Origin of the sequence: Streptomyces fragilis, from assembly GCF_003112515.1 — a bacterium.
Lineage (GTDB): Bacteria > Actinomycetota > Actinomycetes > Streptomycetales > Streptomycetaceae > Streptomyces > Streptomyces fragilis.
This window is the reverse complement of sequence record NZ_BEVZ01000004.1, coordinates 860389-874532: the sequence shown is the minus strand read 5'-3', so window position 1 is coordinate 874532 and position 14144 is coordinate 860389. Positions and strand designations below refer to the sequence as shown.

At 73.8% G+C, this 14144-nt stretch carries 12 protein-coding genes; 9 read left to right on the top strand and 3 right to left on the bottom strand.

Going from position 1 to position 14144, the window contains the following annotated elements; genetic code table 11:
* The first annotated feature begins 111 nt into the window (after window positions 1-111).
* Window positions 112-1290: an ADP-forming succinate--CoA ligase subunit beta gene (gene sucC / locus Sfr03f_RS17095; protein ID WP_108954735.1), complete on the top strand. Its 1179-nt coding sequence runs from the start codon at window positions 112-114 to the stop codon at window positions 1288-1290.
* 28 nt (window positions 1291-1318) lie between these two features.
* The gene (gene sucD / locus Sfr03f_RS17090) at window positions 1319-2203 is read left to right on the top strand and encodes a succinate--CoA ligase subunit alpha (RefSeq protein WP_108954734.1); all 885 of its coding nucleotides are present in this window, start codon (window positions 1319-1321) and stop codon (window positions 2201-2203) included.
* An 84-nt stretch (window positions 2204-2287) separates the two neighbouring features.
* Here sucD and Sfr03f_RS17085 read toward each other — a convergent pair whose 3' ends face one another.
* Entirely contained in the window at window positions 2288-3982 is a 1695-nt protein-coding gene (locus tag Sfr03f_RS17085; RefSeq protein WP_108954733.1) for a cell division protein PerM, read from the bottom strand.
* Window positions 3983-4372: 390 nt separating this feature from the next.
* On the opposite strand from Sfr03f_RS17085, the gene Sfr03f_RS17080 reads away from it, so the two are divergent.
* Window positions 4373-5080, top strand: a complete 708-nt coding sequence (locus Sfr03f_RS17080; RefSeq protein ID WP_245967599.1) for a sigma factor-like helix-turn-helix DNA-binding protein — start codon at window positions 4373-4375, stop codon at window positions 5078-5080.
* A gap of 67 nt (window positions 5081-5147) precedes the next feature.
* Here the strand turns inward: Sfr03f_RS17080 and Sfr03f_RS30290 are convergent, their stop codons facing one another.
* Window positions 5148-5867 (bottom strand): hypothetical protein, encoded by a 720-nt coding sequence (locus Sfr03f_RS30290; protein ID WP_159105662.1) that lies wholly within the window; start codon window positions 5865-5867, stop codon window positions 5148-5150.
* Window positions 5868-6413: 546 nt separating this feature from the next.
* Here Sfr03f_RS30290 and purN point away from each other — a divergent pair.
* On the top strand, window positions 6414-7064 hold the full coding sequence (purN, locus tag Sfr03f_RS17075) for a phosphoribosylglycinamide formyltransferase (RefSeq protein ID WP_108954731.1): 651 nt from the start codon (window positions 6414-6416) through the stop codon (window positions 7062-7064).
* Window positions 7061-8641, top strand: coding sequence for a bifunctional phosphoribosylaminoimidazolecarboxamide formyltransferase/IMP cyclohydrolase (purH, locus tag Sfr03f_RS17070; RefSeq protein WP_108954730.1), 1581 nt, complete (start codon window positions 7061-7063; stop codon window positions 8639-8641). The genes purN and purH overlap by 4 nt, the downstream gene beginning before the upstream one ends.
* An 88-nt stretch (window positions 8642-8729) precedes the next feature.
* Here the strand turns inward: purH and Sfr03f_RS17065 are convergent, their stop codons facing one another.
* Window positions 8730-9437, bottom strand: coding sequence for an RDD family protein (locus Sfr03f_RS17065; protein WP_108954729.1), 708 nt, complete (start codon window positions 9435-9437; stop codon window positions 8730-8732).
* A gap of 270 nt (window positions 9438-9707) precedes the next feature.
* Between Sfr03f_RS17065 and Sfr03f_RS17060 the strand changes: the two genes are divergently transcribed.
* The 4 genes from Sfr03f_RS17060 (at window position 9708) to Sfr03f_RS17045 (ending at window position 14050) form a co-directional block, all read left to right on the top strand.
* Window positions 9708-10562, top strand: a complete 855-nt coding sequence (locus Sfr03f_RS17060) for a bifunctional methylenetetrahydrofolate dehydrogenase/methenyltetrahydrofolate cyclohydrolase (RefSeq protein ID WP_108954728.1) — start codon at window positions 9708-9710, stop codon at window positions 10560-10562.
* A gap of 199 nt (window positions 10563-10761) precedes the next feature.
* Window positions 10762-11322 carry a DUF3017 domain-containing protein gene (locus Sfr03f_RS17055; RefSeq protein WP_108955051.1) on the top strand — a complete coding sequence of 187 codons (561 nt, stop codon included), beginning with the start codon at window positions 10762-10764 and terminating at the stop codon, window positions 11320-11322.
* A gap of 234 nt (window positions 11323-11556) precedes the next feature.
* The gene (locus tag Sfr03f_RS17050; RefSeq protein ID WP_108954727.1) at window positions 11557-12663 is read left to right on the top strand and encodes a helix-turn-helix domain-containing protein; all 1107 of its coding nucleotides are present in this window, start codon (window positions 11557-11559) and stop codon (window positions 12661-12663) included.
* 397 nt (window positions 12664-13060) lie between these two features.
* Window positions 13061-14050 (top strand): malate dehydrogenase, encoded by a 990-nt coding sequence (locus Sfr03f_RS17045; protein WP_108954726.1) that lies wholly within the window; start codon window positions 13061-13063, stop codon window positions 14048-14050.
* Window positions 14051-14144 lie beyond the last annotated feature (94 nt).

The window sequence follows — 14144 nt, the reverse complement described above, 5'->3', positions numbered from 1 at the left end:
GCTCGGACACCGTGTGCGCCCCCCTTGTGACAACAGCGGACGTCACGTTGCCCTTCGCGGCACGCCCACGCATCCAACGAACCGCGAGATCACTGATAGGGACGGAAGCGCGTGGACCTGTTCGAGTACCAGGCGAGGGACCTCTTCGCCAAGCACGATGTACCGGTGCTTGCCGGTGAAGTCATCGACACGCCTGAGGCGGCGCGCGAGATCACCGAGCGGCTCGGCGGCAAGTCGGTCGTCAAGGCGCAGGTGAAGGTCGGTGGCCGCGGCAAGGCCGGCGGCGTCAAGGTGGCCGGCTCGCCCGACGAGGCCGTCGCCCGCGCCAACGACATCCTCGGCATGGACATCAAGGGCCACACGGTCCACAAGGTCATGCTGGCGGAGCTGGCGCCGGAGATCGCGGAGGAGTACTACGTCTCCTTCCTCCTCGACCGTGCCAACCGCACCTTCCTGTCCATCGCCTCCGTCGAGGGCGGCATGGACATCGAGGAGGTGGCGGCCACCCGCCCCGAGGCCGTCGCCAAGACCCCGATCGACGCGATCGACGGTGTCACCCCGGATAAGGCCCGCGAGATCGTCGAGGCCGCCAAGTTCCCGGCCGAGGTCGCCGACAAGGTCGCCGCCGTCCTGGTGAAGCTGTGGGACGTCTTCATCAAGGAGGACGCCCTCCTGGTCGAGGTGAACCCGCTGGCCAAGGTCGCCTCCGGTGACATCCTCGCCCTCGACGGCAAGGTCTCCCTGGACGACAACGCCGAGTTCCGTCACCCCGACTTCGAGGCGCTCCACGACAAGGCCGCGGCGAACCCGCTCGAGGCCGCTGCCAAGGAGAAGGGCCTCAACTACGTCAAGCTCGACGGCGAGGTCGGCATCATCGGCAACGGCGCCGGCCTGGTCATGTCGACCCTGGACGTCGTCGCGTACGCCGGTGAGGAGCACGGCGGCGTGAAGCCCGCCAACTTCCTCGACATCGGTGGCGGCGCGTCCGCCCAGGTGATGGCGAACGGCCTGGAGATCATCCTCGGCGACCCGGACGTCCGCTCCGTGTTCGTCAACGTCTTCGGTGGCATCACCGCCTGTGACGAGGTCGCCAACGGCATCGTCCAGGCCCTGCAGCTCCTCGAGGAGCGCGGCGAGAAGGTCGAGAAGCCGCTGGTCGTCCGCCTCGACGGCAACAACGCCGAGCTGGGTCGCAAGATCCTCAGCGACGCCAACCACCCGCTGGTCCAGCGCGTCGACACCATGGACGGCGCGGCCGCCAAGGCCGCCGAGCTCGCCGCCGCCAAGTAAGCACCGAGGACGAGGACATCCACACACCATGTCTATCTGGCTCAACAAGGACAGCAAGGTCATCGTCCAGGGCATGACCGGTGCCACGGGCATGAAGCACACCAAGCTCATGCTCGGCGACGGCACGAACGTCGTGGGCGGCGTCAACCCGCGCAAGGCGGGTCAGACGGTCGACTTCGACGGCACCGAGGTACCGGTCTTCGGCACCGTCAAGGAGGCCATCGAGAAGACCGGCGCCGACGTCACGGTCATCTTCGTCCCGGAGAAGTTCACCAAGGACGCGGTCATCGAGGCGATCGACGCCGAGATCCCGCTGGCCGTGGTGATCACCGAGGGCATCGCCGTGCACGACAGCGCCGCGTTCTGGGCGTACGCCGGCAAGAAGGGCAACAAGACCCGGATCATCGGCCCGAACTGCCCCGGCATCATCACGCCGGGCGGCTCGAACGTCGGCATCATCCCGGGCGACATCACCAAGCCGGGCCGCATCGGCCTGGTCTCGAAGTCCGGCACGCTGACGTACCAGATGATGTACGAGCTGCGTGACATCGGCTTCACCACCGCCGTCGGCATCGGTGGCGACCCGATCATCGGCACCACGCACATCGACGCCCTGGCCGCGTTCCAGGACGACCCCGACACCGACCTCATCGTGATGATCGGTGAGATCGGTGGCGACGCCGAGGAGCGTGCCGCCGCGTTCATCAAGGAGAACGTGACCAAGCCGGTCGTCGGCTACGTCGCGGGCTTCACGGCGCCGGAGGGCAAGACCATGGGTCACGCCGGCGCCATCGTGTCCGGTTCGTCCGGCACCGCGCAGGCGAAGAAGGAGGCCCTCGAGGCCGCGGGCGTGAAGGTCGGCAAGACCCCGACCGAGACCGCGAAGCTGGCCCGCGAGATCCTCGCCGGCTGACGCCGCCTCTCCTCTCCGACGGGCCCGCGCCCGGGGTACACCCCCTGGGCGCGGGCCCGCCGCCGTTCCCGGGCCGCCCGCGGGTCAGCGGCGCAGGCGGTCCCAGCGGACGAGGAGGGCCGACAGGAGGGCCGGGAGCAGGGTCCAGGCGGCGGTGGCCAGGCCGGTCCGCCACCAGACGGGGCCGAACGCGGCGAGCGTCCCGCGGCCCAGCGGCCCTCCGGCCAGACCCGCGAGCGCGGCCAGCGCCGCGCCGCAGATCAGGCACCCGAGGACGGCCAGGACGGCCGTCCGCAGCCACGGCCAGGGAGTCCGCGCCGCGGCGGCCCGCCGGGCGAGGCGCACGCCGATCGCCACCCCCGCCAGCAGCGGCAGCACGGCGGGCAGCCAGGTCACCACGACGTCGCCCACCCCGCCCGCGACATCCGCCCCGCTCGTGACGTCCGCCCCGGCCGCCACGTCCGCCGCGGTCCCTCCGGCCGGAGCCGCCCCCTCCCGCGGGGCCGCCCCCGTCGGCACCGCGGCCAGCCACGGGAAGGCCGGCAGGCGCGGCACCGGCCCCCAGCCCCCGAGCGGAGCGACCATGGCGGGCCCGAGCAGGAAGCCGGCGCCCGTCGCGTACGCGGCCGCCCACACCGCCGCGTTCGGCAGCAGTGCCAGGCAGAGCAGCAGCAGGGTCACGCCGCTCACCCAGCCTCCGGCGAGCCGGCCGAACGCCGCCCCCGCCTCCCCGGCCCGCAGCACGAGCGCGAGCACCGCCAGCAGCGCCCCGCCGCACAGCAGCGCCGCCGCGCCCTCCCCGGCCGCCCGGAACGCGGCGCCCAGCCGACGGCCGCGGTCGGCGCGACCGAGGAGGAGATCGGGGAGACGTCCGGCCGTCCGGTCCACCGTGCGCCGCAGGTGGTCGGAGCCGGCCCACATCCCGGACAGGGACACCACGGCGGCCAGCGCCGGCAGGAAGAGGGTGCTCCATCCCCAGCCGGGGCGGTACTCGCCGCCCGTGGCGTACAGCGCGGCGAGCAGGCCGGCCGTCACGTACCCCGCCGTCACCCCGGCCCAGGCGGGGCCCGGAGCCGGGGGAGCGTCGTCATCGGCCCGGTCGCCGTCGGCCCGGTCGCCGTCGGCCCGGTCGCCGTCGGCCCGGTCACCGTCGGTCCGGTCGCCGTCCTCGGCGACGGACCGTCCCGCCCGGTGCAGCAGCCACACCGGGAGCGCGGTGAGCAGCAGGGGGCCCACGCCCATCGGCGCGGGCACCGCGGACAGGGTGTCGGTGCGGACCAGGTCGACGCCGTGTGCCGACAGCCAGAGGGCGGCCGTCGTGTGCAGCGCGTTGCCCGGGCCACTGCCGGGATAGGGCGAGGTCATCCAGAGGAACAGCACCGGCACGGCGAGGACGACCAGGCCGGTGCCGGCCGCGGCCAGGCCGGCCGCCACCGCAGACAGGGGCGGCAGCGACGGCACGCGCGGGTGGGGGCGCCGATCCGCCCGGTTGGTGGCGTCACCGAACGACAGGTACGCCGCCGTGCCCCTGCCCGCCGCGAGGGCGACTGCCGCGCCCAGTGCCGCGCGACCGAGGAGCAGCCGGAGCCGGAGGCGGAGAACCAGCCGGAGCAGCAGTCCGACCAGCAGCCGGCGGGGTGCGGACGGCGTCGCGGGCGGCCAGGCGGCCGACCGAACAGCGGGTCGACCGGTCGGGGGCGCGGTCGAGGGTGCGGGCGGCGGGGCCGGCTGCCGGGCGGGGGACTGCGCCACGGAGGTCCGCCCGCCGGGGGAGTACACGGCAACGGACTGTGCGCCGTGGTGCTGCACGGCAACGGACTGTGCGCCGGATGTCTGCACGGACCCGGACTGCCTGTCGGAGGGCTCCGCACCGGGGTGCTGCCCGGAGACGGGCTCCGCACCTTGTTGCTGCACGGAGACGGGCTCCGCACCCGGGTACCGGACGGAAGCGGACGTCGCACCGGGGCGCTGCACGGAAACGGGCTGCGCGCCGCCGGGCTGTGCGGCTGCGGGTGCCGCGGCTGCGGGTGCCGCGGCGTCGGGCGACGAGGACGGCGGTGGAGGAGGCGGCGGGGGAGACGCGGTCTGGGGCACGCCGCCATGCTCCCAACGGCACCCGCATTCCCCGCGTAACAGGCGCATACAGGACGTGTCGCCCATCATGCGCTTATGGGTTTTGTCGAGCGGATGGGTGACGAGGTGACGTCCCTGACGCCTGAGGAGGCGTTCGACGCGCTGTACGCGTCCTGCGTCCCCACCCTCGTCCGGCAGACGTACCTGCTCACCGGGCGGCTTGGTGTCGCGCTGGAGTGCGTGGAGCGGGCGTTCCGCGACGCCTGGCACCGCTGGCCGGAGGTGGCGCTCGACCCCGACCCGCCGAGCTGGGTGCGGGCCGTGGCCCACGACCACGCGCTGTCGCCCTGGCGGCGCAGCCGCCGCCGTCGCCGACGGCGGGAGCACGGCCGGACGGTTCCGCGCGCGACCCGCGCGGACCGGGCGTTGCTGGCGGCGCTGCGCGACCTGCCGCCGCTCCACCGGCGCACGCTGCTGCTCTACGACGGTCTGGGGCTCGACCTGCCCGAGACGGCGGCCGAGACCGAGGCCTCCACGGCGGCGACGGCGAGCCGGCTGTGCCGGGCCCGGGAGGCGGTGGCGGTCCGGGTGCCGGACCTGGCCGACCCGGAGACGCTGCGGCGGCGGATGGCGGAGACCGCCCATGCGGCGACCTCCACCGCCCTGGCCAGGCCGGCCCGACCGGCGGTGATCCGGCGCCGCGCGGAGCGGCTGGCCCGGTGGTGGACCGCCGCGGCGGCGGGAGCGACGGCGGTGGTGGGGGTGCTCGTCCTCGCCGGGTTGGTCACCGCGACCACCCGCTGAGAGCGGAGGCCGAGGGCGAAGGGCCGACGAGGGCGGAGGGGTGGGGGCGCCGCTGCGCCCCCACCCCTCAGGTGGACGCCGTGAGGCTGTCGCGGAGGCTGTCCGGGACGCTGTCGGGGAGGTGCTTCACACAGGCCTGACGGGCGTCGCGGGTGAGCGCCTCGTCGGTGCAGACGAAGAAGTCCCGCAGCAGCACCTGCTGCGCGAGGACGAACAGCAGCACCATCAGCAGTGCGATCGACCCGGTGACGATGCCGACGATCGCCGCCCGCCGCTGCGGGTTGCGCCCGCCCGTGGCCGTCGGGGAGCCGGAGGCGGTGGCCGCCGCACCGTCCGCCGGACGGTCCGGGTCCTGCGGGCGGGAGGGCGTGCGCAGGGCGCTGATGCCCCAGTAGAGGGCGAGCGCGCCGAGCAGCAGCGCGACGTAGGGCAGCCCGAAGAGCGTGAGGATCAGTCCCCAGGTGCCGCTGAGCAGCGCGTAGCGGGCCCGCCGCTGGGCGGGGTCGGTGGGATCCCAGCGCAGGCCGGGTCCGCCCGGTCCCTCGCCGGAGCCGCCCTGACCCGACCGGTGCCCCTGGCCGGACCCCTCGGGGCGCTGGCCCCAGCCGGACCAGCCGCCGCCCCCGCCGCCCTCGGGCTGCCGGTCGCTCCAGCGGCCCTCCTGCGAGGGCTGGTTCTCCGGCGGCGGCGCGAACGGGTTCTCCTCGTCGGCGGGCCGTCGGCCGTCGGCGTCCCGGTGGTCGTCGCGGGCCGGGGAGCCGGGCTCGGAGGGATTCCGCAGCAGCATGCCGCCACGCTCCCCTCCCGGCGAGGCATGCCCCCGCGTACCGGGCGCGAGGCGCGTGGGGAGGGTGAGGAGTCGCGGGCTGCGGCGGTCGGGCATCGGGTGTGCGTCTTCCCCTTGGCTGGAACTGGCTGGAACTGGCTGGACCTGGGTGGATCTGGATGGAGCGGTAGGGAACCGGGCGGAACCGGTCCGGGAGGCGGCTTTCGGTCACGGCGGCGCCGCCCGAGGAGCGGGGGGAGGGCGCCGCGGATGTGCCGTGCGGCACATCCGGTTCCGGGGAAGACCCCGGGCCCGGGCCCCCTGCCCTCTTCGGAACGTGTGGCGCACCTGGGACGTTCCCGCCCGGTGCCGCGTCGCACAGGGCAGACGGTACCGCCCGGCTCCGCCCCCGTCCCGTGGGGGCGTCCGAAGTGCCGGGTATCGTTGCTGCCGGTCGACCGCTTCGTAGACTTCCCCGTAAGAAGGGGCGCGAAGCATTCGTACGTCCGTACAAAGCCGCGCGTACGACCGGCCGGAATCGCCGCTCTCCCGAGAAAGGGCCCCGCCGTGGCCGCCGCCCAGACGCCCGCGCCCGTGTCCACCGGCGTCAAGCGCCTCGTCGTGCTGGTGTCCGGATCCGGTACGAACCTCCAGGCGCTCCTCGACGCGATCGAGGAGACCGGCACCGGTGAGTACGGCGCCGAGATCGTCGCCGTCGGCGCCGACCGTGACGGGATCGAGGGGCTGGCCCGCGCCGAGCGCGCCGGGCTGCCGACCTTCGTCGTCCGCGTGAAGGACCACGCCACCCGCGAGGAATGGGACGCGGCGCTCGCCGCGGCCGTCGCGGACCACCGGCCCGACCTCGTGGTCTCCGCCGGCTTCATGAAGATCGTGGGCAAGGAGTTCCTGGCCCGCTTCGGCGGGCGGTTCGTCAACACGCACCCTGCCCTGCTGCCCAGTTTTCCCGGAGCCCATGGCGTGCGCGACGCGCTCGCGTACGGCGCCAAGGTCACCGGATGCACCGTCCACTTCGTCGACGACGGCGTCGACACCGGACCGATCATCGCCCAGGGCGTGGTCGAGATCCGGGACGAGGACGACGAAGGCGCTCTGCACGAGCGCATCAAGGAAGTCGAGCGAAGGCTGCTCGTCGATGTCGTGGGGCGTATCGCCCGCAACGGCTACCGCATTGAGGGACGAAAGGTAGTTATCCCGTGACCGCCGACAGCACTGTCACGACCCAGCGGCCCATCCGTCGCGCACTGGTCAGCGTCTACGACAAGACCGGTCTCGAGGAGCTCGCCCAGGGCCTCCACGAGGCGGGCGTCGAGCTGGTCTCCACCGGCTCCACCGCCGGCCGGATCGCCGCCGCCGGCGTCCCCGTCACCAAGGTCGAGGAGCTGACCGGCTTCCCGGAGTGCCTCGACGGGCGCGTGAAGACGCTGCACCCGAAGGTCCACGCCGGCATCCTGGCCGACCTGCGGCTGGACAGCCACCGGCAGCAGCTGGACGAGCTCGGCGTCGCCCCGTTCGACCTGGTGGTCGTCAACCTCTACCCGTTCCGCGAGACCGTCGCCTCGGGCGCCTCGGCCGACGAGTGCGTCGAGCAGATCGACATCGGCGGCCCCTCCATGGTGCGCGCCGCCGCCAAGAACCACCCCTCGGTCGCCGTGGTCACCAGCCCGGCCCGCTACGCCGACGTGCTCTCCGCGGTGAAGGGCGGCGGGTTCGACCTGACCGCCCGCAAGCGGCTGGCCGCCGAGGCGTTCCAGCACACCGCCTCCTACGACGTGGCCGTCGCCTCCTGGTTCGCCTCCGACTACGCCCCGGCGGACGAGGAGTCGCAGTTCCCGGACTTCCTCGGCGCGACCTGGCAGCGCGGCCACACCCTGCGCTACGGCGAGAACCCGCACCAGCCCGCCGCCCTGTACCTCTCCGAGGGCGCCGAGGGCGGCCTGGCCGGCGCGGAGCAGCTGCACGGCAAGGAGATGTCGTACAACAACTACACGGACACGGACGCCGCGCGCCGTGCCGCGTACGACCACGACGAGCCCTGCGTCGCGATCATCAAGCACGCCAACCCGTGCGGCATCGCGGTGGGCGCCGACGTCGCCGAGGCGCACCGCAAGGCGCACGCCTGCGACCCGCTCTCCGCGTTCGGCGGCGTGATCGCGGTCAACCGGCCGGTCTCCAAGGAGATGGCCGAGCAGGTCGCCGAGATCTTCACCGAGGTCGTCGTCGCGCCGGACTACGAGGACGGCGCCGTCGAGATCCTCGCCCGGAAGAAGAACATCCGCGTGCTGCGGGCCCCTGAGGCCCCCTCCGCGCCGGTCGAGGTCAAGCCGATCGACGGCGGCGCGCTGCTGCAGGTCACCGACCGGCTGCAGGCCGACGGCGACGACCCGGCCAACTGGACGCTGGCCACCGGCGAGGCGCTCCCCGAGGCGGAGCTGGCCGAGCTCGCCTTCGCCTGGAAGGCCTGCCGCGCGGTGAAGTCCAACGCGATCCTGCTCGCCAAGGACGGCGCCTCGGTCGGCGTCGGCATGGGCCAGGTCAACCGCGTCGACTCCGCGAAGCTGGCCGTCGAGCGGGCCGGGGAGGAGCGGGCGCGCGGCTCCTACGCCGCCTCCGACGCCTTCTTCCCGTTCCCCGACGGGCTGGAAATCCTCACCGCGGCGGGCGTCAGGGCCGTGGTGCAGCCGGGCGGGTCGGTCCGTGACGAGCTGGTGGTGGAGGCCGCGCGGAAGGCGGGCGTCACCATGTACTTCACCGGCACGCGGCACTTCTTCCACTGACGGTCCCACCGACCGCCGCGAGGCGGAACGAACGACGGCGGCGCACCCCGGACCTCCGGGGTGCGCCGCCGTCGTACGGGCCGAGCCGTCAGTTCTTGCCGAGGACCATGGTCGACGCGGCCTTGTCGTGCCAGCCCCGCTGGCGGCCGGAGTTGTCCCAGAACGGGGACAGGTAGACCAGCACGGCACCGATGTAGCAGAGGAAGGCGCCGACCGTCGGGATGATCCAGCGGATGAAGGAGGCGCCCAGGCCGGGCTTCTGGCCGGTGTCGATCTTCACCACGCGCAGGCCGAGCGCCAGCTTGCCGACGGTGGCGCCGACCAGACCGACCATCAGCCACTCGTAGAGGAGGGTGAAGACCATGAAGAAGCCCGCGATGGCGAAGAAGGTGCCCGCCAGGCTGCCGGCGGCGTCGTCGATGCAGGACTGGTAGCTCGGCGTCCCGATGAGGCTCTCGCACTCCGAGATCGAGTCGCTCGCGCCCAGGACCCCGACGCCCATCAGGATGCCGTAGATGACACCGATGATCACGCCGTCGATCAGACGGGCCAGGAAGCGCATGCCCATCGACGCGGGCTGCGGACCCTGGGCGTAACCGCCCTGGCCGCCCGCCGGGTAGCCGTAGCCCGACTGCGGCGGGATGCCCGGCTGACCCTGCTGCGGGTAGCCGTACCCGGGCTGCGGCTGCTGCGGCTGGCCGTAGGGGCCGCCCGCCGGCTGCTGGGGCTGACCGTACGGGTTGCCCGACGGCTGCTGCGGCGCGCCGTACGGGTTGTTGGGGTCGCCATAGCTCATGGGTGTTGCCTTTCTCCGAAAACTCGACGCTCGACAGGGCGACGACGGGCGAACGTCTGCGGAGGAAGGTGCACGTGGCGGTGGCCCCCCGGTACTGCCCGCTGCACTGCCGTTTCATCGTTCTGCACCCGATCTGTGCTGTCCAGCCGCAGGCCGGACCTGTTGCGGAAGCGCAACCTGGGGATGACGGAGGCCGGCGCCGCGCGGCCCGCCCCGGCCGCCCGTGGACCTGTTTTGAACCGGGCCGCCTCCATCCGGGAGGATGGGGGCATGAGCGCCCAGATTCTCGATGGCAAGGCCACAGCGGCCGAGATCAAGTCCGAGCTTGCCGCCCGTGTGGCGAAGCTGAAGGAGAAGGGCGTCACGCCCGGTCTCGGCACCCTGCTGGTGGGGGACGACCCCGGCAGCCGCAAGTACGTCGCCGGCAAGCACCGTGACTGTGCCCAGGTCGGCATCGCGTCCATCCAGCGCGAGCTGCCCGCCACGGCCACGCAGGAGGAGATCGAGGCGGTCGTCCGCGAGCTGAACGAGGACCCGGCCTGCACCGGTTACATCGTCCAGCTCCCGCTGCCCAAGGGCATCGACGAGAACCGCATCCTCGAACTGATGGACCCGGACAAGGACGCCGACGGCCTCCACCCGATGAACCTGGGCCGCCTGGTGCTCAACGAGCCCGCCCCGCTGCCCTGCACCCCCAACGGCATCCTCACGCTGCTGCGCCGCTACGGCGTGGAGACCAAGGGCGCCGAGGTGGTCGTGGTCGGCCGTGGCGTCACCATCGGCCGTCCGATGCCGCTGCTGATGACCCGCCGGTCGGAGAACGCCACGGTCACCCAGTGTCACACCGGCACCAAGGACCTGGCGGCCCACCTCAAGCGCGCGGACATCGTCGTCGCCGCGGCCGGTGCGGCGCACCTGATCCGCGCCGAGGACATCAAGCCCGGCGCCGCCGTGCTGGACGTCGGCGTCTCGCGCAACGCCGAGGGCAAGATCGTCGGTGACGTCCACCCGGACGTGGCCGAGGTGGCCGGCTTCCTGTCCCCCAACCCGGGCGGCGTGGGCCCCATGACGCGGGCGCTGCTGCTGGTCAACGTGGTCGAGGCGGCGGAGCGCCGTGCCGGCTGAGCCGCGGGGCGGGCACGGGGCGACGGACGCGGAGCGGGTGCCGGACGGCCTCCGTTCCCCGTCCGCCGCGGGGGGCCACGACACCGCGGGGGTGCCCGACACCGCGCGGGCGCGGGAGTCCGCTGGGGCTCCGGACACCCCGGGTGCGGCGGACGCCGCAGAGGTCCCGGCCGCCGCGGAGATCCCCGACACCGCGGGGGTGCCCGACCCTGCGGAGGTCCCCGACACCGCGGGGGCGCGGGAGTCCGCCGAGGCCCCGGACGCCGCGGAGGAGCCGGACGGAGCCGACGGGTCCGGTACCGGGGGCACCGCCGAGACGCCCGTGGTGCGGGACGCGGTCAGCGCGCCCGACGCACAGGGGCGTCCGCGGCGTGTCACCCGCCGGTTCCCGCTGTTCACCCGGGACACGGCACGACCCGAGGGCGGCGGCCGCGCCGCTCCCAAGGACGCGCCGGCCCCGGCCCGGCAGTGGCCGATCCTGCTGGTCAGCGCGGTGGCCGCGATCGGGCTGCTGCTCACGGCCTTCGGCCTGTCCCGGGCGGGGACCGTGGTGATCGGCTGCGGTCTCCTGCTGGGCGCGACGCTGCGCTGGGCGGTGCCGAACGTCGGCATCCTGGCGGTGCGTTCGCGGTTCACCGACGTGGTGACGTACGGGCTGCTGGGCGCGGTCATCGTGCTGCTCGCGCTGATGGTCGAGCCGAGCAGGCTGGAACTTCCCTTCCTGAAGGACCTGCTGCACTTCACCGTCGACGAGCGCTGACGGCGGGGGGCCGCCCACCCGGCTCCCCGCCTCACGCACCCCTCGCGCCCCTCGCACCCCTCGCGCCCCCCCCGCTCCCGCCCCACCCCGCGTGCTCCCGCGCGCCGGTGCCGGGTACGGGCGGTGTTCTCCCACAACGCCTCGTATCGGGCTAACGTGGTTGGGACGTCCGGAATGCCGTGTGCGGGGGAGGTGCGCGGCAGGGGGCCGGACGCTCGGGCAGAGGGGGGAACCATGCCGCGTTGGAAGCCGTTGCCGGAGGAGCTCGACCCCGAGGTCAGGGAGCTCACCGCCGCGCTGCGCATGCTGGTGGACCGCGGCGGAGCGGGCCTCGCGGCCGTCGCCGACAGCACCGGCTACAGCAGGACGTCCTGGGAGCGCTACCTCAACGGACGGCTGCTCCCGCCGAAGGGCGCGGTGATCGCGCTCGCCGAGGTCACCGGCGTCGACCCGCTGCACCTCACCACGCTGTGGGAACTGGCGGAACGGTCGTGGAGCCGCGCGGAGATGCGGCACGACCTGACCATCGAGGCGATGCGGATCGCCCAGGCCCGCGAAGGGCTGGGGGAGTTCGCCGCCCCGTCCGCGCAGCGTTCCGCGACCGTGCCCACCGGCCCGGCCACCGGTTCGGACTCCGCCGCCCCCGCCCCGCCACTGACGGCGGCACCCCCGTCGTCCGCGAGAGCCCCCGGGCCGCCCCTCGTCCCCGGGCCGGCCGCCACACCCCCCGGCCCGGCCGCCGCGCGGACCACCACCCCCGCCCCCGAGACGGCACCCCCGCCGGCGTCCGCCGGAACCGGGACCGGCGCCGCCGTCCCGGACGGCCCCCGCACCGCCCCCGGCCGGGCGAACCGCGTGGTGACCTTCCTGGCCGGGACGGTCGGCGCGCTGCTGATCGTGGGGGCGGCGGTCTTCCTCACCCAGGCCGACCCCGAGGACGAGGCCAGGGCCGCCGACCGCGGGAGCTCGTCCGCCACGGCCACCGGGGAGGCGTCGCTGCCCGACGGGGTGCGGTGCCAGGGGTCGGGTTGCGCGGGCGAGGACCCCGAGGCCATGGGCTGCGGAGGGCAGCGCGCGACGACCGGCAGGAGCATCACCGTGGGCAGCGCCGTGCTGGAGGTGCGGTTCAGCGAGGTGTGCGGCGCGGCCTGGGCCCGGGTCACGGGCGCGGCGGCGGGGGACGCGGTGACGGTCGGCGGCGAGGGCGCCCGCGCGCCGGAGCGGAAGGCGGAGGTCGGCCAGGATCCGGACGCCTACACCCCGATGGTCGCCGTGCGGCGCGCGCAGGACGCGAAGGCCTGCATCACTCCCGTCAAGGGGCGTACCACGTGCACGGGTTGACCCGTTCGGCTCACGTCGGCGCGCCGCGTGCATAACCTCCCCCGGAGCGGGAAGGCAAGCCGGATCCCCCCACGGGATGCGTGCCCGGCGAGGCGGCGCCTCGCCGATCGCCTTCGCGCCGGGCACGTACGTCCCGCGGTGCGCCCGCGCGGAGCGCGCCGCGCCGCCGGACGGCCTGTGGTCCGGGCCACAGTCACCCGTACATAACGGGGCGGCGGAGGCGCGATAGCCTGACGCCCGGATCTCTTGACGCCAAGAGATCGATCATTTGTATGGTCGATCGATCATCATGGTGGGCAGCCGGGCCGACCGTCCGGGAGCCGCCTCGCGACAGGCGCCGGGGATCCCGCACCCCGGGGCGGACCGCCCCACCGCCTGCTGTCCTACGGAGAACGCCATGACCCGCACTCCCGTGAACGTCACCGTCACCGGCGCGGCCGGCCAGATCGGTTACGCCCTGCTCTTCCGCATCGCCTCCGGTCAGCTGCTCGGCGCGGACGTGCCGGTCAAGCTGCGCCTGCTGGAGATCACCCCCGCGCTCAAGGCCGCCGAGGGCACCGCCATGGAGCTCGACGACTGCGCCTTCCCGCTGCTCCAGGGCATCGAGATCACCGACGACCCGAACGTCGCCTTCGACGGCTCCAACGTCGCCCTGCTGGTCGGCGCCCGCCCGCGCACCAAGGGCATGGAGCGCGGCGACCTCCTCGAGGCCAACGGCGGCATCTTCAAGCCGCAGGGCAAGGCCATCAACGACAACGCCGCCGACGACATCCGCGTCCTGGTGGTCGGCAACCCGGCCAACACCAACGCGCTGATCGCCCAGGCCGCCGCCCCGGACGTCCCGGCCGAGCGCTTCACCGCGATGACCCGCCTGGACCACAACCGCGCGCTGACCCAGCTGGCGAAGAAGACCGGCACCTCGGTCTCCGACATCAAGCGCCTGACCATCTGGGGCAACCACTCCGCCACCCAGTACTCGGACATCCACCACGCCACCATCGGCGGCAAGAGCGCCGTCGAGGTCGTGAACGACGAGAAGTGGCTGACCGAGGAGTTCATCCCGACCGTCGCCAAGCGCGGCGCCGCGATCATCGAGGCCCGTGGCGCGTCCTCCGCCGCCTCCGCGGCCAACGCCGCCATCGACCACGTCCACACCTGGGTCAACGGCACCGAGGAGGGCAACTGGACCTCCATGGCGATCCCGTCGGACGGCTCCTACGGCGTCCCGGAGGGCCTGATCTCCTCCTTCCCGGTCACCTGCAAGGACGGCAAGTACGAGATCGTCCAGGGCCTGGACATCAACGAGTTCTCCCGCGCGAAGATCGACGCCTCCGTCGCCGAGCTCTCCGAGGAGCGCGAGGCCGTGCGTTCCCTCGGCCTCATCTGAGCCGGAGCCTCACGGCGCGCCATCCGTTCCCACCGCCCCGGCGGCCCTTCCAGGGCCGCCGGGGCGGTGGCGTGTCCGGTACATATCGAGTTGC